The following is a 24,454-nucleotide window of genomic DNA, read 5'->3' on the forward strand; positions in this document are numbered from 1 at the left end:
GACCAGTACCCAGGAAATGGCTTGGTAAAGAGTCCAACCTGTCATAGCTAAAACCTCCCGACTTTTTATGGCAATTAGCATTTCCCGAGGCAGATAAAGTCATGAGAGGTAAAAAATAACCCGGAGCCATGGCTCCGGGTTATTCGGAATTTCTTAACTGGTCAGCGTAACAATGATCGCAAAGATGAACTCTTTTATAAATACAAATGAGATGGCGATGACAGAACCACTGTTTGCAGGAATTGCATTGTTCATAACAGGACGAACATACTTCATTTCCACAGAGCGAGCATTCCAATAATCGGCTGACTTCTTTGTTGCAAATAGAACAAGTTGACATGAATTTCCCTCCTAATAAGCTATTTTAACATAATTTTCAGTGTTTTTTCAATTGTCAACCAAATGTATACAGTGTATTTAAAGAATGGATCTAAAAAATGTGGGTTTGTCTTTATAGAATGCATAGAAACAGCCGTCAAGTATTGTTTTGCAAACCCAAAACATTATGATATAATTGGGCTTAAGCTGGATAACCAGGGTTATGCCCTGGTATTTTAATTACTGAGCCATCTGGAAAAAATTGCCCTTTTTGGCTTTAAATGATTTGCAAGCTGGCAGGAGTTAACTAACCTTCGTAGAACTAGATAATATGCCATGAATTCGGGAAAGCTAATAGATGAAAAATTTTCCGGGTGGAAGATACATTGGCAAAAGTAATGACTTATTTACCAAATAAACCATGTTTTTAAGGAGGAGCACTGTATAATGAAAGCCACCGCGGAAAGGATCGAGAAAAACACCGTCCTTTTGCAAATTGAGGTAGAGGAAGAACAGGTAAACAAGGCGTTGGACAAAGCCTATCGTAAAGTTGTAGGTCAGGTAAATATTCCTGGATTCCGTAAAGGAAAAGCCCCCAGGGCGATGGTTGAGAGATACGTCGGTGTGGAAACCCTCTTTGGGGAAGCGGCCGAAATTCTCATTCCGGAAACCTATATGCAGGCCTTGAAAGAAACGGAAACGGAACCCATCAACCAGCCTAAAATTGATATTGTCCAGGGAGAAGCGGGTAAAGCGCTTATTTTTAAAGCCACTGTGGAAGTTAAACCGGAAGTTGCTCTGGGTGAATATAAAGGTTTGGAAGTAAATAGGCCTTCCGAGGAAGTAACGGAAGAGGATATACAAAAGGAATTGGAAAAACTACAGGCCCGCCACGCCAAGCTGGTTACCGTAGAAGGAGAAATTCAACAGGGTGATACGGCCATCATTGATTTTACCGGCTATGTGGACGAAGAAGCCTTTGAGGGTGGAACCGCAGAGAATTATTCTTTAAACATTGGCTCCGGCACCTTTATTCCAGGCTTTGAAGAACAACTGCTGGGCGTCAAGACCGGGGAGTCCAAAGAGGTCAATGTGACCTTCCCCGAAGAGTACCACGCCGAAAATCTGGCTGGGAAACCGGCCACCTTTAAAGTAACCGTCAAAGAATTAAAAAGGAAAGAACTGGCTCCGCTGGATGATGAATTTGCCAAGGACGTCAGTGAATTTGATACTCTGGAAGAATTAAAGTCCGACATTCGGAATAAATTAAGTGAAGCTGCCAGTAGCAAGGCTAAATCGGCAGTGGAAAATGGTGCCGTAGAAGCAGCGGTGGCCAATGCCACCGTAGAAGTACCGGAGATTATGATTGAGCGCAAGCTGGAAGAAATGTTAAATAATCTGAATCAGCGTTTAATGCAACAAGGGATTAATCTCGAACAGTACTTTAAATATACCAATACCAGTATTGATGAGATGCGGGAACGGATGAAGCCGGACGCAGAAACCAACGTTAAAAATGAACTGGTTTTGGATGCCATTGCCAAGATTGAAAAAGTTGAAGTTTCCGAAGAGGAAATTAGCGAAGAAATTCAAAAAATTGCTGCCTATGTAGGCCAGGACGAGAAAATCGTACGTAAAACTTTGGAATTACAGAATGAGATGGGGAATATTATTCAAGATATAGCCCGTCGCAAAACCGTTGCCTTCCTGGCTGAGAATGCTAAAGTTGTAGAAAGCACAAAGGAAGCATAAAAAACATAGACTATGCAGTAAGCCTAACATCTACCCTTTTAAAAGATCCAAGGAGGCGATAAACTTGTCAGGTTTGGTGCCAATTGTAGTTGAACAAACAAACAGGGGTGAACGGGCCTACGACATTTATTCAAGACTATTGAAAGACAGAATCATCTTTATTGGCGGCCCCATTGAGGATCACATCGCAAATTTGGTCATTGCCCAGTTTTTGTTCCTGGAGGCGGAGGATCCGGAAAAGGATATCCACCTTTACATCAACTCCCCGGGGGGAGTTGTAACTGCCGGAATGGCCATCTATGATACCATGCAATACATCAAGTGCCCGGTATCCACCATTTGCCTGGGCCAAGCGGCAAGCATGGGTTCTTTTCTGCTGGCCGCCGGCACCAAGGGAAAACGCTATTCACTGCCCTATGCCCGCATTATGATTCATCAGGTCCTGGGCGGTGTACAAGGGCAGGCGACCGACATTGATATTCATGCCAAAGAAATTTTAAGAATCAAGGAAGTTTTAAATGAAAGATTATCCCATCATACGGGTCAGCCCCTGGATAAAATCGCCAGGGATACCGAGCGGGACTTCTTCATGTCGGCGGAAGCGGCCAAGGAGTACGGAATCATTGATGAGGTGATGCCGTATAGGAAGTAAAGATAAAAGAGGTGGAGACATGTTTAATGAGAAAGGCCAGCTCAAATGTTCCTTCTGCGGTAAGATGCAGGATCAGGTTAAAAAGCTTGTAGCAGGACCCGGGGTCTATATCTGCGATGAGTGCATTGAGTTGTGCAACGAAATCATCGAAGAAGAGTTAAGCGATGACCTCAATTTGGACATGGGCGATCTACCAAAACCCAAGGAAATTAAAACGATTCTGGACCAGTATGTGATTGGTCAGGAGTCAGCCAAGAAACAACTGGCCGTGGCCGTTTATAATCACTACAAGCGAATTAACCTTGGCGGCAAGGTAGAAGATGTGGAACTTTCCAAAAGCAACATTGTAATGTTGGGCCCCACCGGCAGTGGTAAAACATTGCTGGCCCAGACGCTGGCTCGCTTGTTAAACGTGCCGTTTGCCATTGCAGATGCCACCTCTTTAACAGAAGCAGGTTATGTGGGTGAAGATGTTGAAAACATCCTGCTGAAATTAATACAAGCTGCTGATTATGATGTTGAAAAAGCGGAAAAGGGCATTGTTTATATTGATGAAATAGATAAAATTGCCCGCAAGTCCGAGAATCCATCCATCACCCGGGACGTTTCCGGGGAAGGCGTGCAGCAGGCGCTGTTAAAGATTCTGGAAGGTACGGTTGCCAGTGTGCCGCCCCAGGGTGGGCGTAAGCATCCGCACCAGGAGTTTATTCAGCTTGATACCACCAATATTTTATTTATCTGCGGTGGTGCCTTTGATGGTATTGAAAAGCTTATTTTAAACCGGATCGGTAAAAAACAGATGGGCTTTGGGGCCGAAATCCAAAGCAAAAAAGATCTTAAAATCGGTGAAATTTTGGCCAGTATTCTGCCTGAAGATCTCTTAAAGTTTGGCTTAATTCCCGAATTTGTGGGTCGGTTGCCGGTGATCGTTACCCTGGAAGCCCTGGATGAGGAAGCTTTGGTGCGTATCCTTACCGAACCCAAGAATGCTCTCTCCAAGCAGTATGAAAAGCTGTTTGAGCTGGACGGGGTGGCGCTGGAAATCCAGCCGGAAGCCCTGCAAGAGGTGGCCAAGGAGGCTCTCAAGCGCAAAACCGGAGCCAGAGGCTTACGGGCTATCATGGAGGATGCCATGCTGAACATTATGTATGACATCCCTTCCAGGGAGGATATTTCTAAAGTGGTGATCACCAAAGAAGCCATTCTTAAGAAGGGTGATCCTCTATTTATTACGGTGGACAGTAAAAAAAAGAAAGAAGAAACCGCGTAACCTAAAAGGTCAAAAACACGGAGCTTAATACTCCGTGTTTTTTCATTTTTTGGCTCAGTTTAGACGATCGGTTTTTCTTTAGGATCTTGTCCTTGGCCGTTTTAACAATCAATAATAGGACTACAGGGAATCCCTTAAGGACAATCACCAGCAACTGGACCCTAAAGAAAAACAGATTCGCTATTTATGTGTAAAAAAAAGTTTTTTTAGCAATAATACAAGATAAGTTGTATCAATAAGGAGGCATGGTTCATGGGGGAACTAACCAGTCTTGGCGGGTTTCTAACCTTCATACAGGTATTTTTTGCTGTGGTCATCGGTTTATATTTCTGGAATTTGCTGAAGGCCCAGCAGGGAAATAAAACGGCTGTGGAAAAGGAATCCCGGAAAGAGATGGAGAAGCTCCAGCGCCTGAGAGCCATTTCTTTGACCGAACCTTTGTCGGAGAAAACCCGACCCAAAAATTTTAATGAAATTATTGGGCAAGAGGAGGGCTTGAAATCCCTCAGAGCTGCTCTGTGTGGACCCAATCCCCAGCATGTTATTGTTTACGGACCTCCGGGGGTGGGAAAAACCGCGGCTGCCAGGTTGGTTCTGGAAGAGGCCAAAAAGGCTCCAAGTTCTCCTTTTAAAGAAAAGGCTAAATTTATCGAACTGGATGCAACAACAGCCCGGTTTGATGAAAGGGGCATTGCCGATCCCTTGATTGGTTCGGTCCATGATCCCATTTACCAGGGGGCAGGCCCCATGGGCATGGCCGGTATTCCCCAGCCCAAACTGGGGGCGGTTACCAAGGCTCACGGCGGGTTGCTTTTTATTGATGAAATCGGGGAGTTGCACCCCACCCAAATGAATAAGCTATTAAAAGTGTTGGAAGATCGCAAGGTGTTTTTGGAAAGCGCTTATTACAGTTCTGAAGATACCAATATTCCAACCCATATTCATGATATTTTCCAAAACGGTCTGCCGGCGGACTTCCGCATGGTAGGGGCGACCACCCGTACTCCGGAGGAAATTCCGCCTGCCATTCGTTCCCGTTGTTTAGAGATCTATTTTAGACCCCTGCTGCCGGATGAAATTGAGAAAATTGCCGCCAATGCCGCGGAAAAAATTGGCCTGCCCCTGGAGGAAGGGGCCTTGGAGGTAATTAAACGCTACGCCACCAGCGGGCGTGAAGCGGTAAATATTGTGCAAATTGCCGGCGGGCTGGCGTTAACGGAAGATAGAAAGGAAATTTTGGTCCGGGACATCGAATGGGTAGTGCACAGCGGACAGTATTCGCCGAGACCGGAACGCAAAATTAACCCGCAGCCTCAGGTAGGCGTGGTCAACGGCCTGGCGGTATATGGTCCCAACATGGGAGTTTTATCGGAAGTTGAAGCCACCGTGATTGCTGCCGAGGAAGGCCGGGGCCAGATTACGGTAACCGGTGTGGTGGAGGAAGAAGAAATTGGCGGAAATAGCAAAAGAATCAAAAGAAAGAGCATGGCCCGCAGTTCGGTGGAGAATGTGCTGACGGTACTGCGCAGGGTCATGGAGGTGGAACCCAAAAATTACGACATTCACGTTAATTTTTTGGGCAGCGGCTTGGTGGACGGTCCGTCGGCCGGAGTGACCATTGCCACGGCGGTTTATTCAGCCATTAAGGGAACCGCCGTTGACAACAAAGTAGCCATGACCGGAGAAATTTCCATCCGGGGGCTGGTTAAACCGGTGGGCGGGGTTTTGGCCAAGGTGGAAGCGGCCCGTCAGGCAGGTGTAAAAAAGGTATTGATTCCCAAGGAAAACTACCAGGAAATCTTTAAAAATATGGAAGGGATTGAGGTTGTAGCGGTAGAAACCTTGCATGAAGTGATTCAGGGAGCTTTAGTGAAGCAAACGGAGAAGCCGATGCAGTGGGAACCGGTGACCACTTCCCTGGATGTTCCGGCGGCAGCCTTTTTATCGCCTTCTGCCAAATCCTGATAAGCAGCATAATTAATGAGAAAGGTGAAAAATCCTGTCAGGGAGAATGGGACTAAATCAGTTTGCTCTAGCTTTTATAACCCAGCGATTGCTGGGTTTTTTCCGTTATTAGCAATTATTGCTGTGGCAAGGCTTTTGCTTTTTGTGTTATTATTACTGTATTCTGAATCACTAGTTAACCAACATAAGATTACAGTATACAAGGAGGTGCGGCAGTGAATTCCGAAATTAAAACCCTACCCTTGCTTCCTCTGAGGGGTATTCTTGTTTTCCCTTATATGGTGATTCATCTTGATGTGGGGCGGGAAAAATCTGTTCAGGCCATTGAGGAGGCAATGGTTGATAATAAAATGATTTTCTTGGCCACCCAAAGGGAAGCGCAAACCGATGAACCCGGGGTAGACGACATTTATCAGGTAGGAACGGTAGCCGAGGTTAAGCAGTTATTAAAACTTCCCGGAGGAACCATCCGGGTGCTGGTGGAGGGCATTGCCCGGGCCAAAATAAGAACATATGAAGGATTGGAACCCTACTTCAAAGTGGAAATTGACCAGTACTCTGAGGAATTTGAAAAGAGTTCCGAAATAGAAGCTTTGATGAGAAGCCTGGTTTACCAGTTTGAGCAATATGTCAAACTTTCCAAACGGATTCCGCCTGAAACTGTGGTTTCTGTGGTGAACCTTGAGGAACCGGGGCGTTTGGCCGATATTATTGCCTCTCATCTGGCCCTGCGCATTGAAGACAAACAAAAGGTTCTGGAGTCCATTGATATTGTTGAGCGTTTAGAAAAGCTTTGTTCCATTGTGGCCAAAGAATTAGAGATTGTGGAACTGGAGCGCAAGATCAATATCCGGGTTCGCAAGCAAATGGAAAAAACCCAGAAGGAATATTACCTTAGGGAACAAATGAAGGCCATTCAGAAGGAACTGGGCGAGAAAGATGAACGGGTTGCGGAATGTGAGGAACTACGGGAGAAAATAGCCAAAGCCAAACTTCCCAAGGAAGTGGAAGAAAAGGCCATAAAAGAGGTTGAACGGCTGGAAAAAATGCCCCCGATGGCCGCAGAGGCTACGGTGGTTCGCAATTATCTGGACTGGGTTCTCAGCCTGCCCTGGAGCAAAAGTACCCGGGACCGCCTGGAGATTAAAGCCGCAGAACAAATTTTGGATGATGACCATTATGGATTAAAGAATCCCAAGGAGAGAATTATTGAATATTTGGCCATCCGTAAGCTGGCTAAAAAGATGAAGGGGCCCATTCTTTGTCTGGTTGGTCCTCCGGGTGTGGGGAAAACCTCCCTTGGACGGTCCATCGCCCGGGCCTTGGAGCGTAAATTCATCCGTATTTCTTTGGGTGGCGTAAGGGACGAAGCGGAAATTCGCGGCCACCGCCGTACCTATGTAGGCGCTATGCCGGGCCGGGTTATTCAAGGGATGCGCCAGGCCGGTTCCAAAAACCCTGTATTTTTACTGGATGAAATCGATAAAATGGCCAGTGATTTCCGGGGCGATCCGGCCTCAGCCCTGTTGGAGGTCTTGGACCCTGAACAGAACAGTACCTTTAGCGATCATTATATTGAATCATCCTTTGATTTATCCAATGTTATGTTTATTACCACGGCCAATAATATGTGGTCCATTCCCCGGCCTTTGCTGGACCGCATGGAAGTAATTCAAATTTCTGGGTATACTGAAGAAGAGAAGCTGGAAATTGCCAAGCGTCACCTGCTGCCCAAGCAGATTAAAGAACACGGTCTGACCGCGGATATGCTTAGCCTTTCCGAGACCGCCATGCGCAAGATGATCCGGGAATATACCCGGGAATCCGGCGTACGCAGTCTGGAACGCAACCTTGCCTCCCTCTGCCGCAAAACGGCAAAAAGAATTGTGGCCAAGGAAGCAACAAAGGTTAAGATTACCGCTCAGAACCTGGAGCAATTTTTGGGTGTTCCCCGCTATCGTTACGGCGTGGCCGAACAATACGACGAAGTGGGCATTGTCACCGGCATGGCCTGGACCGAAGTGGGTGGGGATACCCTGGTAATTGAGGTAACTACCTATAAGGGCAACGGCCGCATGACCCTCACGGGAAAACTGGGAGATGTGATGAAGGAGTCCGCCCAGGCCGGTTACAGCTATGTTCGCAGCCGGGCCGGCGAACTGGAGATTCCCGGGGAGTTATTTGAAAAATACGATATGCATATTCATATTCCCGAAGGGGCCATTCCGAAGGACGGTCCGTCAGCGGGGATTACCATGGCCACCGCCATTGCTTCGGTGCTGACCGGACGAAAGGTCCGTCACGATGTGGCCATGACCGGAGAAATCACCCTGCGGGGCCGGGTTCTGCCGGTAGGAGGCATTAAAGAGAAGGTGATGGCCGCTCACCGGGCAGGGATTAAAATGATCATCATGCCCTTGGATAACAAGAAAGATCTGGAAGACATTCCTGGCAACATTAGAAAACAGCTTGAATTCAAACTGGTTGACCATATGGATCAGGTTTTGGAGCTGGCTCTGCTGGAAAAGGAAGAGACCAACAGTCTTTCCGTTCCTGAGGCCGCGGCAACCATGGATAATCCACCCTTCACCACCGGTGTGGAGCATCAAGAGGTTCAGCAACAAGGAGGAACCCAGTTACCATCGTGAAAATCCAGTCATCTGAATTTATAACCAGTGCTGTCAACCCCGGGGGCTATCCCCCGGGGGATTTGCCCGAGGTGGCCTTTGTGGGTCGCTCCAACGTAGGTAAATCATCCCTGATTAACAAAATGCTCAACCGCAAAGGTTTAGCCCGGACCAGCAAGACACCCGGGAGGACACAACTGATTAATTTTTTCAGGGTGAATGAAAACTTTATGATGGTGGATTTGCCGGGCTACGGCTATGCCAAGGTGCCGGAAGAGGTGCGGGTCCGGTGGGGGAAGATGGTTGAAGGTTATCTTAAAAACCGTGCCAATTTGCAGGGCGTTTTTTTATTATTGGACTGCCGGCATGTACCCACCGCCCAGGATAAACAAATGTACCAGTGGCTGGCTCATTACGGCGTACCGGCAGTGGTGGTGGCCACGAAAATAGACAAACTTTCCAATAACCAGTGGGCTAAGCAGCAGGGGGTTATAAAAAGAACACTGCCTCTGTCCCCGGAACACCGCTTGGTTCCTTTTTCCGCCGAAACCGGGCGGGGCAGGGAAGAGCTGCTGGAAGTCATTGCCCAATGGATTGCCCAAGCAACGGTCCCAAACCCATAGTATAATCAATGCCTAAACCGCTATCCCACCGGGTAGCGGTTTTACCTTTGCTTTTTGGGAGAGGGCAGGATGCTTTTTTTCTCCCAGTCAACTGAGGCCCGGGACAGTTCCAGAATATCTCCGGCGTACTTTAATAGGGGGAAGTTACTGTTATAGGCAATCTGTTTAATGACAGGCAGGGTTGCTACTGTAACAAGACGGTCGTAATCCTCGTTTTTCATGGTGTTAATAATTTCCCGAAGTCTTACGGATCTTCTCATTTCTTCATCTAGCCTTTTGGAGAGTTTATCGAAGGACAGGTTTTTAGCAATGGCACGGGCGGCCAGTACACCGCTGCGCAGGGAGGAGATCGCTCCGAAGCCCAGGAAGGACTCCATAAAGCCCCCGGCCGATCCCACCAGCAGGATGTTTCTAACCTGATGAGGGAAAACGGTTCCGGCCACATGGCTCAGTAAAAACCCCTCCGTAATCTGGTAATCCAGGTTTTCTTTCTTAAGAAAAGTATGCCAAATTTTTTCCATTTCCTTAGCACTGGTATTGGCATGAATTAAAACCAGACTGGCACGGGTACGGTTGAAGGCGGTTAAATAGGCGTAAGCGCCCAGAGCATAGTCGGTATTGACCCACATTTTCAGTTCTTCGGGATTGAAGTCACCCAGAACAATGGCGCCGCGAACCATGGTAATAAATATATCTTTCCAGATACCCAAGGTAGCCGCAATTTCCCGATTGCCGCTGGCTACCACGACGTAATCGTATTCCCGGGCCAATTCGGAATAATCAGCCTGGCAATTATAATAAATTGGACTTTTAATCATTTTGTTTAACTGCACTTCCAGGGACTGATCTCCCTGGCCGCGCTCCACAAAATAACCCAGCTTGCCGGAGTGAACCGTTTTGGAAACATGGGGGGCGTGCATGGTGAGCTTTTTCCAGGTGTTTAGAGGCTTGATTTTTATATGATAGTCTTTTTCAAGCCATTTCAGTTGATCGCGGACAGGACGGTTCATCAGTTGCAGCAAACCGCCTACATGAGGAAAGAGCTCTCCTGTTCGCGAACGTTCTTCATAGATGTCCGGGAAAATACGGAATCGTTCTAATTCATGGGCACAGGCCAAGCCCGAAATTCCGGCTCCGATAATGGCAACCCTCAAGGGCTCACCTCCACTAAAGGTTTGTTAATTTATTTTGCCCACAAATCCTGGAAATAAAATTTAATTTTTTCCCACCGGCTTTTTTCTTTTTGCTGCTCCGGAGGAATATATTGCACGGTGCCGGCAGCCTTTTGGGCAAATTTCATATTGCTGCCCCGGCTATATTCCACCGGATTGGTTAGCTCCCCGGCTTTGCGCACAAAACTTTGCAGTAATTCATAATCCTCTTTGGCAATCACCGGGGATTGATCCCATAATCCCATATCCCTGTATTGCTGAATCATTTTTACTAGGGTTGGCTGGTTTATTTCCGGGAAAAAAGGAGCGATTACCCGGGCTGCTTCCGCAGAACCGTGATAATCCAGCCACAGCATGGCTTTGCACAGACCATTGGTTAATTTTTGTACTTCTCTTTCATGCTGCTTCAGGTAAACGGGGGAGGCAGCCATAACCAGCGAGGGAACGGGATCCAGGGATGTGTTTAGGGCAGTTAATTTTTTCCCCAGACCGCTTTCCTCTGTCCGTGTTGCCATGGGTTCGGGCATTAAAACATAATCGCTTAAACCGGCCTCAAAGGTTCCTTCCTTCAAATCCCGGGGAATATTTTGAATGATAATGACCTGATGTTGTAAAAATAAATTATTTTTCCTTAATATTTCTTCCAAAAGAATATTGCACTGGTCATCAGGGGGATCGCCCAGGATTGATTTTCTGCGTAACTGTTCCCAGGCAAAGGAGGAATTTTCCTCCCGGCCCAGAAGAAAGGTTCCGTCCTTGCGGGCTAACCCGGCAAAGGCTACCAGTTCTGCCCCTGTACCCAGGGGACGGGTAAACAGGCACTGGGTGAGATTGCACAACCAGACTTCCCCTCGGGCATCCGGCTTCACTTCCTCGGGCATGTCTTTAAGGAGGAGGGAATCCACCTCCAATTGCTGTTCCCGGTAAAATCCAAGGGTCAGGGCAAGATAATGGGGCAGGGCCGTCAGGGTGCGTTCAGTTTCCAGCACCCTGATTTTATCTGTTTTTTCAGGGCCCTTCCCAAAGAGTGAATAAGTTTTGATACTTAAAATAACCATGGCGACAATCATAGCCAATAAAAACAGCAGCATGAACCACCTTTTGAAGCGCATCCTTTCAACCTCCTAAATGGGAATTAAAAAAGAACGATTTTTTACCGGGTCTGTTATATATCTATTAGATCAAACCATTTTCATAACCATTTTGTAGATATATAGGAATAAATTTCAGAATATCCCATACATATGTATAGAGAATTTATTTGTAAGGAGGTTCGTTTATGAGCAGGTTAACTTTTGTGCAATGGCATAAGCATGGGGTACCAGGGGACAGGCTATTAAAGAGAGAGGCCATTGGGGCGGGTTTGGTGCGGGCTTTTAGTGCAACGCTGGCGGTGTTCCTTCTCATGGGCGTTGTGGTGGCCATAACCAACCAACCGGTTTATCATTTTTCCCTGGGGGTTTTGTTTGTGGTTTTGGCCTCCGCTTTGATTGGCGGAGGGAGTGCCGGTGCAGTGGCCAGAATCCGGGGCTGGCAGCATGGCGGCGTGACGGGATTCATTTATGGCGCCATCTTTGCCATGATTAGCGCAGGTCTGGGGCTGCCTGTTTTTGATCCGGTTATCTTGACGGTCGCCATGGCCCTCCTTGGGTCATTGGGGGGGATTATCGGCGTAAATCTTCCGGCAGTAAGGAGACGATCCCGGGGCAGGAGAGAGATTTACCGCTTTATTGACATGGAAAGGTAAAATGATTAAACTATTGGGTAGGTAAAGTCGAAGATGGGGAGTTCCAGGGAATTGCACGGTCTTAGAGAAGGGGGTCCAGGGCTGGAAGGCCTCCTGTCCGGTGCCCCGGGATGTCGCCCCGGAGTTGCCAGTCTGAAAGAAAGTAGGTCTGGACGGGTGGACCCGTTATCGTCTAGAGAGTTGCCGCACGGTAGAATGCCGTGCCGGAAACAAGGTGGTACCGCGGAAAAAGACTTCCGTCCTTGAAGGATGGAAGTTTTTTATTTTGTTATTTAAGCCATGATTAAAAATAAGGAGAGATTAACGTGTCGCAAAGCAACATCCCAACGGTTTATAATCCCAGAGAGGTAGAGGATAAGTGGTATCAGCACTGGGAGGAGAAGAAATATTTTCATGCCGAAGTAGAGAGGGATAAAAAACCCTTTTGTATCGTTATGCCTCCGCCCAATGTTACGGGTCAACTGCACATGGGTCATGCTCTGGACAATACCCTGCAGGACATTTTAACACGCTGGCGCCGCATGCAGGGGTACAATGCCCTCTGGGTTCCGGGAACCGATCACGCCGGCATCGCCACCCAGGCGAAGGTGGAAGAACAGTTGGCCAAAGAAGGCTTGTCCAAATATGATTTGGGTCGGGAAAAATTTCTGGAGCGGGTTTGGGACTGGAAGGAACAGTACGGCAACCGTATCACCACCCAGTTGCGCCGGCTGGGGGCTTCCTGTGACTGGGATCGGGAGCGCTTTACCATGGATGAGGGTTGCTCCAAGGCGGTGCTGGAAGTCTTTGTGCGGCTTTTTGAACAAGGTTTGATCTACCGGGATTATTATATTACCAACTGGTGCCCCCACTGCCAGACCACCATTTCCGATATTGAAGTGGAGCATCTGGATAAACCGGGACAACTTTACTATATTCAATACCTTTCCAAGGATGACCCCGGAGAATCCATCATTGTGGCCACCACGCGCCCGGAAACCATTCTGGGCGATGTGGCGGTGGCGGTCAATCCCGAGGATGAACGCTACCAGCATCTGGTAGGAAAAAAAGTGGTGCTGCCCATTGTAGGCAGGGAACTGCCGGTGATTGCCGATGACTATTGTGATCCCACCTTTGGTACCGGTGCCGTGAAGATGACGCCGGCCCATGACCCCAATGACTTTGAAATTGGCCGGCGCCATGGCTTACCGGAGGTCCGGGTTATGGACAAGCACGGCAGGATGAACGAGCAGGCCGGTAAATATCAGGGGTTAGACCGCTGGGAATGCCGGAAAAGAATTGTTCAGGACCTGGAGGCTTTGGGGGCATTGGTAAAGGTAGAAGACATCAGCCATGCCGTGGGTCATTGCTACCGCTGCAACACCGCCATTGAGCCCATGCTTTCCAAGCAATGGTTTGTTAAGATGCAGCCTCTGGCGGAGCCGGCCATTGAGGCCGCCAAGGACGGCCGCATTCAGTTTGTACCGGAACGTTTTACCAAGATCTATTTAAATTGGATGGAGAATATTCGGGACTGGTGCATTTCCCGCCAACTCTGGTGGGGGCATCGCATTCCCGTTTATTACTGCCAGGACTGCCGGGAAATGGTTGCCTCCGCAGAGCCGGTGACCCGCTGCGCTAAATGCGGGGGAGCCGTTGAACAGGACCCGGATGTTTTGGATACCTGGTTTTCCTCTGCCCTATGGCCTTTTTCCACCCTGGGGTGGCCTGAAAAAACCCCTGAACTGGAACATTTTTACCCCACCTCGGTGCTGGTTACCGGTCGTGATATTATTTTCTTCTGGGTTGCCCGCATGATTTTTTCCGGTTTGAACTTCATGGAGGAAGAACCCTTTAAAGGAGTTTTCATTCATGGGCTGGTTCTGGATTCCCAGGGCAGAAAAATGAGCAAGTCCCTGGGCAATGGGGTGGATCCCCTGGATGTGATTGAAAGCCATGGGGCGGATTCCCTCCGTTTTATGCTGATTACCGGCAATACACCGGGGAATGACATCCGCTTCCATTTTGAACGCCTGGACGGCGCCCGTAACTTTGCCAATAAATTATGGAATGCTTCCCGTTTTGTTATGATGAACCTGGCGGATTATCATGAGCAAGCTCAAGGCGGGGATTATACCCTGGCGGATCGCTGGATCCTGAGCCGGCTGCAGAATATTGCCGCTGAGACTACCGGATTTTTGGAGAAATATGAGCTGGGTGAAGCGGCCCGGGTATTATATGAGTTTATTTGGAGCGAATTTTGTGACTGGTATATTGAACTGGCCAAGCCCCGTCTTTTTGGTAAAACAACGCCGGAAGACCGGGTTACCGCACAGAAAGTACTGGTCCATGTGTTAAGGGAAACCTTGGAACTGCTGCATCCTTTTATGCCCTATATCACCGAGGAAATCTGGCAAAAATTGCCCCACCGGGGAGAGACGGTGATGCAGGCCAACTGGCCCTGCCCTCAGGAGAAGTTCAGGGATGAAGCTGCGGAAATGGAAATGGCCTTGTTGATTGAGGCTATTACCGCTATTCGCCGTATACGAGGAGAAATGAATGTTCCACCGGGCAAAAAGGCGGAAGTCCTCATGGTCGCCGGCGATCCTCGGATTCAGGGCATACTGGAGAGAAACCAGGCTTATGTTCAGGCCTTGGCCAATGCGGAGGTTCAAGTGCTGGCTGAACTGCTGGAGAAACCGGATCAGGCGGCCAGCGCGGTGACCCGTGGTATTGAAATTTTTGTGCCGCTTCGGGGGCTGATTGATATTGAGAAAGAAGTGGCCCGGCTGAATAAGGAATTAAGGACAGTGGAAGCAGATTTGCAGCGAATTCATGGTAAGCTTAACAATCAGGGCTTTCTGGCCAAAGCGCCTGCGGATGTGGTGGAGAAGGAGAAAGCCAAGAAAGAAGAACTCTCTCTAAAGGCTGCCGCCTTGAAGGATCGTTTAGCCATGTTTGAGACCAAGGCTTAGGGATATTTCTTAGGGTCTCAAACAAATACTATTGAGCTGCGAAGAAACCTTGGGAGAAAGGGAGTTTTCCAATGGTACTGAAGTTTGAAGAATACGTAACCCCGCTGCCCCAGGGAGGCATGGCGGGAGAAATAAAAGTGCGCATACGGGTGCAGGTCGAGCCGGACCACCAAGACGGAGGATTTTACGTGGTGACTCCCGATGTCCCCGGCTGCGCTTCCCGTGGGGCGACCCCGGAGGAAGCGCTGGAAAATTTTAAAGAAGCCCTGCGCTTCCTGTTAATTGAAAACTGCCACTAGAAAATGAAATTATTATACAGAAGGGAATTGCAGTGAATTACCAACAGGCAATGGATTACCTCAAGGGATTAACCAAGTTTGGCATTAATCTAGGCCTTGATCGGATTGAAGAATTATTACGCAGGTTGGATCGTCCCCAGCACTTGCTTAAAATCATTCATATCGGGGGAACCAACGGCAAAGGATCTACTTCGGCCATGGTAGCCGGTATTTTAGGGGCTGCCGGGTACAGGACAGGATTGTTTACATCCCCCCATTTGCACAGCTATACCGAGCGTTTTGTCCTCGGTGGAGAGCCTATAGAAGAAGAAACTCTGGCCCGGTTAATCTCCGAGATAAAACCTCACCTGGACGACATGGTGTCTGAAGGCTGGGAACACCCCACGGAGTTTGAAGTCAGCACCGCCCTGGCCCTGCTGTACTTTGCCAGGGAACGTACGGACTTTGTGGTTTTGGAAGTAGGCATGGGCGGGGCCATTGACTCCACCAATGTGGTGATGCCGATGGTCTCGGTAATTACCAATGTGACCCTGGATCATATGGATTATTTAGGACAGCGGGTAGAAGAGATTGCTCAAGTCAAGGCGGGAATAATCAAACCCGGGATTCCGGTGGTGACGGCGGCCCAGGGCAGCCCGCTGGAGGTTATCCGGCGGGCTGCTGAAACCAGTAACTGCCGGTTGGTTCAGGTAGGACGGGATGTGTCATGGTTCCCTTCGGACCATTCCGGAAATTTCAGGACACAGCAGTTTGAGGTCATGGGCCTGTTCAACCGTTATCCCGTTGAGCTGCCGCTGCTGGGCCCTTTTCAGCAGATAAACGCTGCCACAGCGGTTGCGGCGGTTGAACTGCTGTTTTCCCGTCTTGACCAGCCCATACCCTTTGACGCTGTGATCCGTGGTTTGCTTCGGGTACACTGGCCCGGCCGCTTTGAAGTAATGGGAGGCGAACCAACCCTGGTCATTGACGGCGCTCACAACCATGCCGGCGCCATGGCCTTAAAGCAGGCTTTGCAGACCTTCTTTCCCCACCGAAAGATTATTTTTGTTCTTGGTATGCTGGCAGACAAGGAACGCGCCAAAGTGGTGGCGGAACTGCTTCCTCTGGCCAGGGCGGTGGTGGTGACCCGATCCAACAGCCCCAGGGCCGGAGATTGGACCCAACTGGCGGATTATGTAAGAAAAGAGTTGGATCAGGTAACCCTGGTGGAGGATGTGGGGAGCGCCATAAAAACTGCCCTAGCCATGGCTTCTCCCGGAGAGGTGGTTTGTGTTACCGGTTCTTTATACATGATTGCCGAGGCCGGGGCATGGCTCAAATTAAAAGGAAAGAGAATGACTAAATAGGGTAAACTATGACAAAGCCTTTTCTCAATTGTGAAAAAAGAATTCTGTCACAAACAAGGGATATTGTATTTTTAACGTATTTAAGTTGTTTCTTTTTAAAATATAAAGTAGAATAATGTCGAAATCGTTTTTTGCTTATTTGCAGCAATGTCATCTAGACGACAGAATTGAGAGAAGCCATTAAAAGTGATGTCATAACATTCACAAATACTCTTTGCAACCTGTCTTTTTACTACTATAATATTAATATCAAAAAGTTTATTAAATTAAATAATATATCGCATCCTATCTTTTATATACTATTTAGCTAAGGGGAGGGAACCTGTGAAAGCACTTAAAATTCCAGAAGCAACCATTACTCGCTTATCGATATACTCCAGGTTTTTGAAAAGATTGGATCAAAAGGGAATTACGACGGTTTCCTCCGGTGATATCGCCGAAGGTGTTGGAGTCAGCCCGGCCCAGGTCCGTAAAGATTTGGCCTATTTCGGCGAGTTTGGAACTCGTGGCGTAGGCTATAATGTAAAGGACTTAATCCGTTATACCGTGAAGATCCTTGGTCTTTCCGAACCATGGAATCTGGTTATGGTGGGGGCAGGGAATCTCGGCTCGGCCTTGGTAACCTATCGAGAGTTTAAGGACCGGGGTTTTACCATTGTTGGCGTATTTGACAATGATTTAACAAAAATCGGTAAACGCATTGCGGACCTTGAAGTTCTTCCTTTGGAAGAACTGTCAAGAGTTGTGAGTGAATACAAAGTTCGTATTGGCATCATTGCCGTACCGGATAAAGCAGCCCAGGAAATTTCCGATATTATGGTTAAGAGCGGCTTGGAGGCAATTTTAAACTTTGCGCCCATTTCCCTGAACCTGCCGGATCATGTGGAAGTTCGCAATGTGGACCTTTCCGTGAAGCTGGAAATACTCACTTTTAACTTGGCGTTGAAAGAAAAATAAAAACAAAGTCGGGGTGTATTTTATCACCCCTTCTTTTATTTCCCGGATATTTATGATAAGATCGGGGACAATTAAAAGTAAATGTATTCGCTTGTCAGAAAAAAGCCTGGATGTTAAACTTATGCTATAGGTTTCCATTACTTTCCTGACAGGTGAGTTCATTGAGCAGACCATTCAGAGGGGGAAGAGGCCCCGGTACTTTAGTGATCCTGCTCCTGGCGGGCGGGCTTGCCGGAAGCGCCCTGGGACATGCCTTAACACCCTACGTTCCTTTTTTGAAAAATTTTACAACCTTTGGTTTAGACAATACGAACCTGAGTTTATTCTTCTTAAAGGTTTCTTTTGGCTTGACCATGGCGCTGGGGCCCCTTACGGGCTTAGGGATTCTTTTGGGTTTTCTGGCTTACAGAAGATTGTAGCAAACCCTTTTAACTCTTGAGAATACAAATGCCCAGAAGGCTTCGGACAGCCAGGTTTTCTTTGTGAATTTACGGGGGGTTATTCCTGTGACGCCGATCATCCTTGCCTCCGCTTCTCCTCGACGAAGGGAACTTTTGGCAAATCTGGGATTGGATTTTAATGTTAAAGTTAGTGAAGTCAATGAAATTATGGAAGACGGTGTACCTCCGGCCCAACTGGTGGAAAAACTGGCGGAGCGTAAGGCGGCCGCAGTGGCTGCCGAAAGTAAAGAGGGCCTGGTGATTGGAGCCGACACTTTGGTCGTTTTTGCGGGAAGACCTCTTGGCAAGCCGGCAAGCCGGCAGGAGGCCGTGCAGATGATTAATATCCTGCAGGGACAACGTCATGAAGTTTTAACCGGGCTGGCTGTCATTGATGCCGCTACCGGACAATCGGTCATCACCCATCAATCCACAGCCGTTTGTTTTAAACCCATGACCCGGGAACAAATTGAGCGTTATGTTAATACAGGGGAGCCTTTTGATAAAGCCGGAGCCTACGCTGTTCAAGGGAAGGCTTCCATTTTTATTGACAGTATCCAGGGTTGTTATTTTAATGTGGTTGGACTGCCTGTTTCCAAACTGGCGGATGCATTAAGGGTGTTTGGAGTCGAGATTTTATGACTTATCCGGTCATTCGAGCGCTACCCCCTGAACAACGCCCGCGGGAGCGTATGTTAAAAGAGGGACCTGCGGCACTTTCTGATATTGATTTACTAGCGATTATGTTGAGGACGGGTACGGCCAAAACCTCGGCCATGGAATTGGCCGCAGAGATGTTGCAGAGATTTAGGGATCTGCGGATTCTTTCCCAGGCCAGTATTGAAGAACTCAGTCAGATCCGGGGCATTGGTCCGGTAAAGGCTGTTCAGATTAAAGCCGCTTTGGAACTGGGAAAGCGGTTAGCCGCTATGCCTGCGGAGGAAAGAGTGACCATTCGTTGTCCGGAGGATGTTGTTTCTCTGGTGATGGAAGATTTAAGAGGCCTGGATAGGGAATATTTTCAAGCCCTGCTGTTAAATACCAAAAATCAAGTGCTGGTTAGAGAGACCATTTCCATTGGAACGCTGAATTCTTCCGTGGTGCATCCCCGGGAGTTGTTTAAATTAGCCATTCGCCGCAGTGCGGCGGCTGTTATTTTAGTACATAATCATCCCAGCGGGGACCCTACACCCAGCCGGGAAGATATCCTTTTAAGCAAAAGATTGATCGAGGCTGGTCAAATTATTGGAATTGATGTCCTAGACCATTTGATTATTGGAGATAATAAATTTGCCAGTTTAAAAATGAAAGGACTTATTTAACCTATGGGGGGCAATTTATAATGAGACTTGGTATGTTTTCAAAGGATATGGGAATTGATTTAGGAACTGCCAACTCCTTAGTATATGTTAAAGGAAAGGGCATTGTGCTGAGGGAGCCATCGGTGGTGGCTATTCAGAGAGAAACCGGTCAGGTGCTGGCTGTGGGAGAAGAGGCCAAGCAGATGATCGGCCGGACGCCCGGCAATATTGTTGCTATCCGTCCCATGAAGGACGGGGTTATCGCTGATTTTGACGTTACCCAAAGTATGATTAAATACTTTATTAATAAGGCCCTCCGCCAGCGTTCCTTTCTGGTTAAGCCCAGAGTTGTGGTGAGTGTGCCTTCCGGGGTGACGGCGGTTGAAGAGCGGGCGGTACGGGAAGCGGCCCTGCAGGCCGGTGCCAGAGAAGCTTACCTGATTGAAGAACCCATGGCGGCAGCCATTGGGTCGGGGCTGCCTGTTCACGAACCTACAGGAAATATGATTGTGGATATTGGCGGTGGAACCACCGAAGTGGCAGTTATTTCTCTGGGAGGGATTGTTACCAGCAAATCGGTTCGGATTGCCGGAGATGAGATGGATGACGCCATTATCCAGCATGTGAAGCGCACCTACAATTTAATGATAGGGGAACGAACCTCCGAGCAGATCAAAATTGAAATCGGTACGGCTTATCTTCCGGATGCCGAGGAAACCACCGAAATAAGAGGACGGGATCTGGTAACCGGGTTGCCGAAAACATTGAAAATTACTTCTACGGAGATTTTTAAAGCCTTGTCGGAACCGGTGGCGGCCATACTGGACGCCATCAAAGTAACCCTGGAAAAAACCCCTCCGGAACTGGCTTCCGACATTATGGATCGCGGTATCGTCATGGCGGGCGGCGGCTCCCTGCTGCGGGGACTGGACCGGCTGGTCAGTGAACAAACCGGTATGCCGGTTCATATGGCGGAAGAACCGCTACTGGCGGTTGCTTATGGTTCCGGCAGAGTTTTGGAAAATATCGATGTTTTACGTAGAGTATTAATTCAACCTAAAAAGTTAGCCTAAGGGTGTGAGTGGTTTTGCCCCGCTTTGTTTCCTATAAAAACTTATTTTTATTGGTTCTTTTAGTAGGAATTTCCTTAATGGTGATGCGCTTTACACAGGTGGGGCGGGATCAGTTGACCCCCCTTGAGGCGGCTGTTAAGGATGCCCTGGGTCCTGTCCAGGGAATTTTTATGAAAATAGGCCAAACCTTTCACAACGGGGTGGAGTCTGTTGTTTCTCTCGGCCGGCTGGAAGATGAAAACAAAAAATTGCAAGAACAGGTGGACCTCTTAAAAGGCCAGCTTTACCTACAGGAGGAGCTGAAACAGGAAAACCAGAGGCTCCGCAGTCTTTTGCAATATCATGAACAATATCAGCAAAATTTCAATACCACGGCGGCTATGGTTATTGGACGTGACCCGGAAAACTGGTTTGGCATCATCACCTTGAACAAGGGTCAGAAGGATGGTATAGTAAAAAATATGCCCGTGGTAACCCCTTCCGGCCTGGCGGGAAGGATCATTGCCGTATCCCGTAACACCTCTCAGGTTATGCTGATTACCGATCCTCGCAGCGGTGTGGGGGCGATGATACAGGAAACCCGTATTCCCGGAGTTCTGGAGGGAATTACGGCGGGAAGCGGAGGTGCCCGGCTGATTCATGTGCCGAAGGATACCCAATTGAGTAACGGTCAGGTGGTAGTTACTTCCGGCATGGGGGGAACCTTTCCCAAAGGGATTCCCATCGGCCGCATCGTGGATGTGTCCAACGAACCCACGGGATTATTTAAAACAGCCACGGTAAATCCTTTTTCCGATCTGCACCGCCTGGAAGAAGTCTTGATTATCACTACGGTATATAATCCCGATCTTCTTCCGCCAACGGAGGGTGATTAATTGCGTTCTTTTATACTTTTGTTTTTAGTTCTTTTAGCCATGCTGCTGCAGGCAACCTTCTTTTCCTTTCTTCAGGTAGCGGGAGTTAAGCCGGACCTGATTTTACTGCTTGTGGTGTTTAACGGCTTCCTCCGTGGTTCCAGGGAGGGGGCTTTTTTGGGTTTTTTAGGGGGGCTCATGCTGGATATTTTTTCCGGCAGCTATATTGGCCTCCATGCCTTGGTTAAAATGTCTGTGGGTTACCTTGCGGGACTGGCGGAATCGCGCTTCTATAAGGAAAGTGTGGTTATAGCCACCTTAATTACATTTGTATTGGGGATCTTTGGCCAGCTTGCCACCTACCTGTTGCTTTTTTATTTAGACATTCAAGTACTGCCCTTCTACGCCTTTTTCCAGGTGGTTGTACCTACGGCCATTTATAGTGCCCTGCTGGTTCCCTTAACCTATTGGAAGTTTTACCGTTCTAATGAGCTCGGCTGGCTTAAAGAATGGGAGCGGACGGTTTAGATAGCACTTCCCACTGCTGAATCTTATTTGGGGGGGTATGATTTGGAAAGGAAACTCATAGAGAAAAAGACCCGTGTGCTCCTCTGTATTGTTTTGCTCATTTTCATCGTCCTGGTCAGCCGGTTGGCCTACATGCAATTAATTGAAAGTGAACGTTTTGAAACCTTATCCAAACAAAATCATATGCGCTTAAACCCCATTATTGCACCCAGGGGTGAGATATACGACCTGAACGGGGTAAAGATTGTCGGCAACCAGCCGGTTTATACCGTATCTCTGGTTTACCTGGGACTAAAGGATACCGATCAAGTAGTGAAGCAGGTAGCCGGGATTTTAGGTATGGACCCGACCGACATTTTTAACAAGCTGGAAGAACAGCAGCTTAGAATGTATCAGCCGGTAAGACTGGCCAGCAATGTGTCTCTAGAGACGGTTACGGCCCTTGAAGAACGGCGCCGGGAACTTCCGGGAGTGGTGATTGATGTGGAGCCGGTCCGCAACTATCCCTTTAAATCCATGCTTGCCCATGTATTGGGATATGTTCAGGAAATAAAGCAAGAACAGTTGGAAGCCAATAAAGACAAGGATTACCGGTTGGGAGATATGTATGGCCAGGAGGGGCTGGAGAATTCCTTTGAACAGTATTTAAGAGGGGAAGACGGCGCCAGGCAGGTAGAAGTGGATGCCCAGGCCAGACCTATCCGGGATTTGGGAATTAAAGATCCGGTACCGGGAAATAATTTGCAATTAACCATTGACACCAAATTACAAAAAGTAGCGGAAGAATCCCTGGAGCGTCAGGTTTTGGCCATGAGAAAACAGGGCTATGAATCCAAGGGCGGAGCTACGGTCATGATTGATGTCCGGACCGGTGCTGTCCGGGCCATGGCCAGCTACCCCACCTACGAACCTTCTATTTGGATTGACGGCCTCAGCCAAAAACAATGGGAGGACCTGCAAAAAAGCGGAGCTTTGCCCAACCGGGTTTTGCAGCTTTACCCGCCGGCATCTACCTTTAAGATGGTTCTGTCTGTTGCCGGCTTGGACAGCGGCAAGATTGACTCCCGTTGGACCATCTCAGACCCCGGCCATTATGTCTTTGGCAATAAAACCTTCAGTGACTGGAATCCCCGGGGTCATGGCATTGTGGATGTGCGTAAGGCCATCTCCGAGTCCTGCGACACGTTTTTCTGGATTTTGGGGCACCGTATGCTGGGGGTGGATACCATTGGAAAATACGCCCGGATGTTTGGTTTTGGGGAAAAAACCGGGATTGAAATACCCGGAGAGCCTGCCGGCGTTGTTCCTACCCCGGCGTACAAATACAAGCGAAATAAGGACTATCTGGATGCCATTTATAATCCTAAATTTAAAGCGGTGGAAGATAAATACCAGCCTTTGCTGGCCAATGCCGCCACTCCTGAGGAAAGGGACAAACTGGAAAAGGCCAAGGAAAAGGAACGTAGGTCCATACAAAACCAATATGACCAGTACAAATGGGATTTAGACTGGCAGGTTTACGATACCCTGAATATGTCCATCGGTCAGGGTTACAATGAATACACGCCCCTGCAAATTGTCAATTATATCGCCGCCATTGCTAACGGCGGAACCCGCTGGAAGCCCTATCTGGTACAAAAGGTTACCCGTCCGGACGGTACGGTCTTAAAAGAATTTGCACCCCAGGAACTGGGACGGCTGGAGGTTAAACCGGAAGCCCTTAAATTATCCCAGGAAGGCATGAGGATGGTCATTACCCAGGGAACAGGTATGGGTGTTTACTCAGGATTTCCGGTGGAGGTGGCGGGTAAAAGCGGAACCGGAGAGGTTTTCGGACATGATAACCATGCTTTGTTTGCAGCCTACGCCCCCTATGATAAACCGGAGGTGGCGGTAGTTACCGTAATTGATTACGGTGGCCACGGGGGTTCTGCGGCGGGGCCTGTGACCAGGGACCTGCTGGCCGCCTATTTTGGAGTGGAGTCAGGTTCCCGGCAAGTGTTCTACAGTCCGGAATAATCCCAAAATGTCAGATTATCTCGCAATATCGGGGCCATCAGGCCCTTTTTTTTATCCAACTTTAGAAGGATTTGGTTATTGGGTGTAGAATTCAAACTAAAGCGGCAATGCGGGAGGTAAAGAATTTGACCAAGGATACTGTAGCCAATTCGTCTGCATCAAGGCCTTCAACCGGTCATTTTCCCGTAGAATTGGAAGGATTGGTGGACGAAAATACCGTCTTAATCCAGAGAACATTGCGTTCCGGGCAGAGCATATGCCATGACGGTAACGTCGTTGTTCTGGGGGATGTGAATCCCGGAGCGGAAATTGTGGCTTCCGGCAATATTATTGTAATGGGGTCTCTGCGGGGTGTGATTCATGCCGGTGCGAAGGGCGATGCGGAGGCTATGATCTTGGCCTTTCGACTGAGGCCCACTCAATTGCGAATTGCCAACCACATTACCAGGCCCCCGGAAGATGAAACTTCGGACCCAGATTACCCGGAGGTGGCCCGGATAAAAAATGGTGTTGTAACCATTGAAACCTTTAATTCTCAAATGAAGTAAAAGCGACAC

General features: G+C 48.3%; 21 protein-coding genes. 19 read left to right on the plus strand and 2 right to left on the minus strand.

All coding sequences use genetic code 11. The features are described from left to right. Nucleotides 1-765: 765 nt before the first annotated feature. From tig to yihA, 6 genes are all read left to right on the plus strand, one after another. On the plus strand, nucleotides 766-2,070 hold the full coding sequence (gene tig, locus DESRU_RS05120; RefSeq protein ID WP_013841050.1) for a trigger factor: 1,305 nt from the start codon (nucleotides 766-768) through the stop codon (nucleotides 2,068-2,070). A 64-nt stretch (nucleotides 2,071-2,134) separates the two neighbouring features. Continuing rightward, nucleotides 2,135-2,722, plus strand: a complete 588-nt coding sequence (gene clpP / locus DESRU_RS05125) for an ATP-dependent Clp endopeptidase proteolytic subunit ClpP (RefSeq protein WP_013841051.1) — start codon at nucleotides 2,135-2,137, stop codon at nucleotides 2,720-2,722. A 19-nt stretch (nucleotides 2,723-2,741) separates the two neighbouring features. Beyond that, on the plus strand, nucleotides 2,742-3,992 hold the full coding sequence (gene clpX, locus DESRU_RS05130; protein WP_013841052.1) for an ATP-dependent Clp protease ATP-binding subunit ClpX: 1,251 nt from the start codon (nucleotides 2,742-2,744) through the stop codon (nucleotides 3,990-3,992). Between the two features lie 252 nt (nucleotides 3,993-4,244). Next, the gene (gene lonB, locus DESRU_RS05135; protein WP_013841053.1) at nucleotides 4,245-5,957 is read left to right on the plus strand and encodes an ATP-dependent protease LonB; all 1,713 of its coding nucleotides are present in this window, start codon (nucleotides 4,245-4,247) and stop codon (nucleotides 5,955-5,957) included. 215 nt (nucleotides 5,958-6,172) lie between these two features. Then, complete coding sequence (gene lon / locus DESRU_RS05140; protein WP_013841054.1) at nucleotides 6,173-8,605, plus strand: endopeptidase La; 2,433 nt, start codon at nucleotides 6,173-6,175, stop codon at nucleotides 8,603-8,605. Next, entirely contained in the window at nucleotides 8,602-9,207 is a 606-nt protein-coding gene (gene yihA / locus DESRU_RS05145; protein WP_013841055.1) for a ribosome biogenesis GTP-binding protein YihA/YsxC, read from the plus strand. Before lon ends, yihA begins: the two co-directional genes overlap by 4 nt. Before the next feature lie 41 nt (nucleotides 9,208-9,248). Here yihA and DESRU_RS05150 read toward each other — a convergent pair whose 3' ends face one another. Together DESRU_RS05150 and DESRU_RS05155 are read right to left on the minus strand one after the other, a co-directional pair. Then, a complete protein-coding gene (locus DESRU_RS05150; RefSeq protein WP_013841056.1) occupies nucleotides 9,249-10,361 on the minus strand; it encodes an NAD(P)/FAD-dependent oxidoreductase in 1,113 nt (370 codons plus the stop codon). 29 nt (nucleotides 10,362-10,390) lie between these two features. Further along, nucleotides 10,391-11,491: an ABC transporter substrate-binding protein gene (locus tag DESRU_RS05155; RefSeq protein WP_013841057.1), complete on the minus strand. Its 1,101-nt coding sequence runs from the start codon at nucleotides 11,489-11,491 to the stop codon at nucleotides 10,391-10,393. Between the two features lie 167 nt (nucleotides 11,492-11,658). Between DESRU_RS05155 and DESRU_RS05160 the strand changes: the two genes are divergently transcribed. From DESRU_RS05160 to minC, 13 genes are all read left to right on the plus strand, one after another. Then, the gene (locus tag DESRU_RS05160; protein WP_013841058.1) at nucleotides 11,659-12,126 is read left to right on the plus strand and encodes a TIGR04086 family membrane protein; all 468 of its coding nucleotides are present in this window, start codon (nucleotides 11,659-11,661) and stop codon (nucleotides 12,124-12,126) included. A gap of 305 nt (nucleotides 12,127-12,431) precedes the next feature. Then, on the plus strand, nucleotides 12,432-15,080 hold the full coding sequence (locus DESRU_RS05165) for a valine--tRNA ligase (protein WP_013841059.1): 2,649 nt from the start codon (nucleotides 12,432-12,434) through the stop codon (nucleotides 15,078-15,080). 71 nt (nucleotides 15,081-15,151) lie between these two features. Further along, nucleotides 15,152-15,379 carry a type II toxin-antitoxin system HicB family antitoxin gene (locus DESRU_RS05170; protein WP_013841060.1) on the plus strand — a complete coding sequence of 76 codons (228 nt, stop codon included), beginning with the start codon at nucleotides 15,152-15,154 and terminating at the stop codon, nucleotides 15,377-15,379. A gap of 32 nt (nucleotides 15,380-15,411) precedes the next feature. Then, the gene (locus tag DESRU_RS05175; protein WP_013841061.1) at nucleotides 15,412-16,725 is read left to right on the plus strand and encodes a bifunctional folylpolyglutamate synthase/dihydrofolate synthase; all 1,314 of its coding nucleotides are present in this window, start codon (nucleotides 15,412-15,414) and stop codon (nucleotides 16,723-16,725) included. Between the two features lie 324 nt (nucleotides 16,726-17,049). Continuing rightward, entirely contained in the window at nucleotides 17,050-17,682 is a 633-nt protein-coding gene (locus DESRU_RS05180; protein WP_013841062.1) for a redox-sensing transcriptional repressor Rex, read from the plus strand. 161 nt (nucleotides 17,683-17,843) lie between these two features. Beyond that, nucleotides 17,844-18,101: a DUF4321 domain-containing protein gene (locus DESRU_RS05185; protein WP_041275309.1), complete on the plus strand. Its 258-nt coding sequence runs from the start codon at nucleotides 17,844-17,846 to the stop codon at nucleotides 18,099-18,101. An 87-nt stretch (nucleotides 18,102-18,188) separates the two neighbouring features. Next, entirely contained in the window at nucleotides 18,189-18,764 is a 576-nt protein-coding gene (locus tag DESRU_RS05190) for a Maf family protein (protein ID WP_041275310.1), read from the plus strand. Then, complete coding sequence (radC, locus tag DESRU_RS05195; protein ID WP_013841064.1) at nucleotides 18,761-19,444, plus strand: RadC family protein; 684 nt, start codon at nucleotides 18,761-18,763, stop codon at nucleotides 19,442-19,444. The genes DESRU_RS05190 and radC overlap by 4 nt, the downstream gene beginning before the upstream one ends. A 20-nt stretch (nucleotides 19,445-19,464) precedes the next feature. Next, nucleotides 19,465-20,496 carry a rod shape-determining protein gene (locus DESRU_RS05200; RefSeq protein ID WP_013841065.1) on the plus strand — a complete coding sequence of 344 codons (1,032 nt, stop codon included), beginning with the start codon at nucleotides 19,465-19,467 and terminating at the stop codon, nucleotides 20,494-20,496. Between the two features lie 8 nt (nucleotides 20,497-20,504). After that, nucleotides 20,505-21,371: a rod shape-determining protein MreC gene (mreC, locus tag DESRU_RS05205; RefSeq protein ID WP_274376997.1), complete on the plus strand. Its 867-nt coding sequence runs from the start codon at nucleotides 20,505-20,507 to the stop codon at nucleotides 21,369-21,371. Then, nucleotides 21,372-21,878: a rod shape-determining protein MreD gene (gene mreD, locus DESRU_RS05210; protein ID WP_013841067.1), complete on the plus strand. Its 507-nt coding sequence runs from the start codon at nucleotides 21,372-21,374 to the stop codon at nucleotides 21,876-21,878. It abuts the gene before it with no gap. Nucleotides 21,879-21,920: 42 nt separating this feature from the next. Next, nucleotides 21,921-23,897, plus strand: coding sequence for a penicillin-binding protein 2 (gene mrdA, locus DESRU_RS05215; protein WP_013841068.1), 1,977 nt, complete (start codon nucleotides 21,921-21,923; stop codon nucleotides 23,895-23,897). A gap of 125 nt (nucleotides 23,898-24,022) precedes the next feature. Continuing rightward, nucleotides 24,023-24,445, plus strand: a complete 423-nt coding sequence (gene minC / locus DESRU_RS05220) for a septum site-determining protein MinC (protein WP_013841069.1) — start codon at nucleotides 24,023-24,025, stop codon at nucleotides 24,443-24,445. Nucleotides 24,446-24,454: the final 9 nt, after the last annotated feature.

Origin of the sequence: Desulforamulus ruminis DSM 2154 (assembly GCF_000215085.1) — a bacterium.
Lineage (GTDB): Bacteria > Bacillota > Desulfotomaculia > Desulfotomaculales > Desulfotomaculaceae > Desulfotomaculum > Desulfotomaculum ruminis.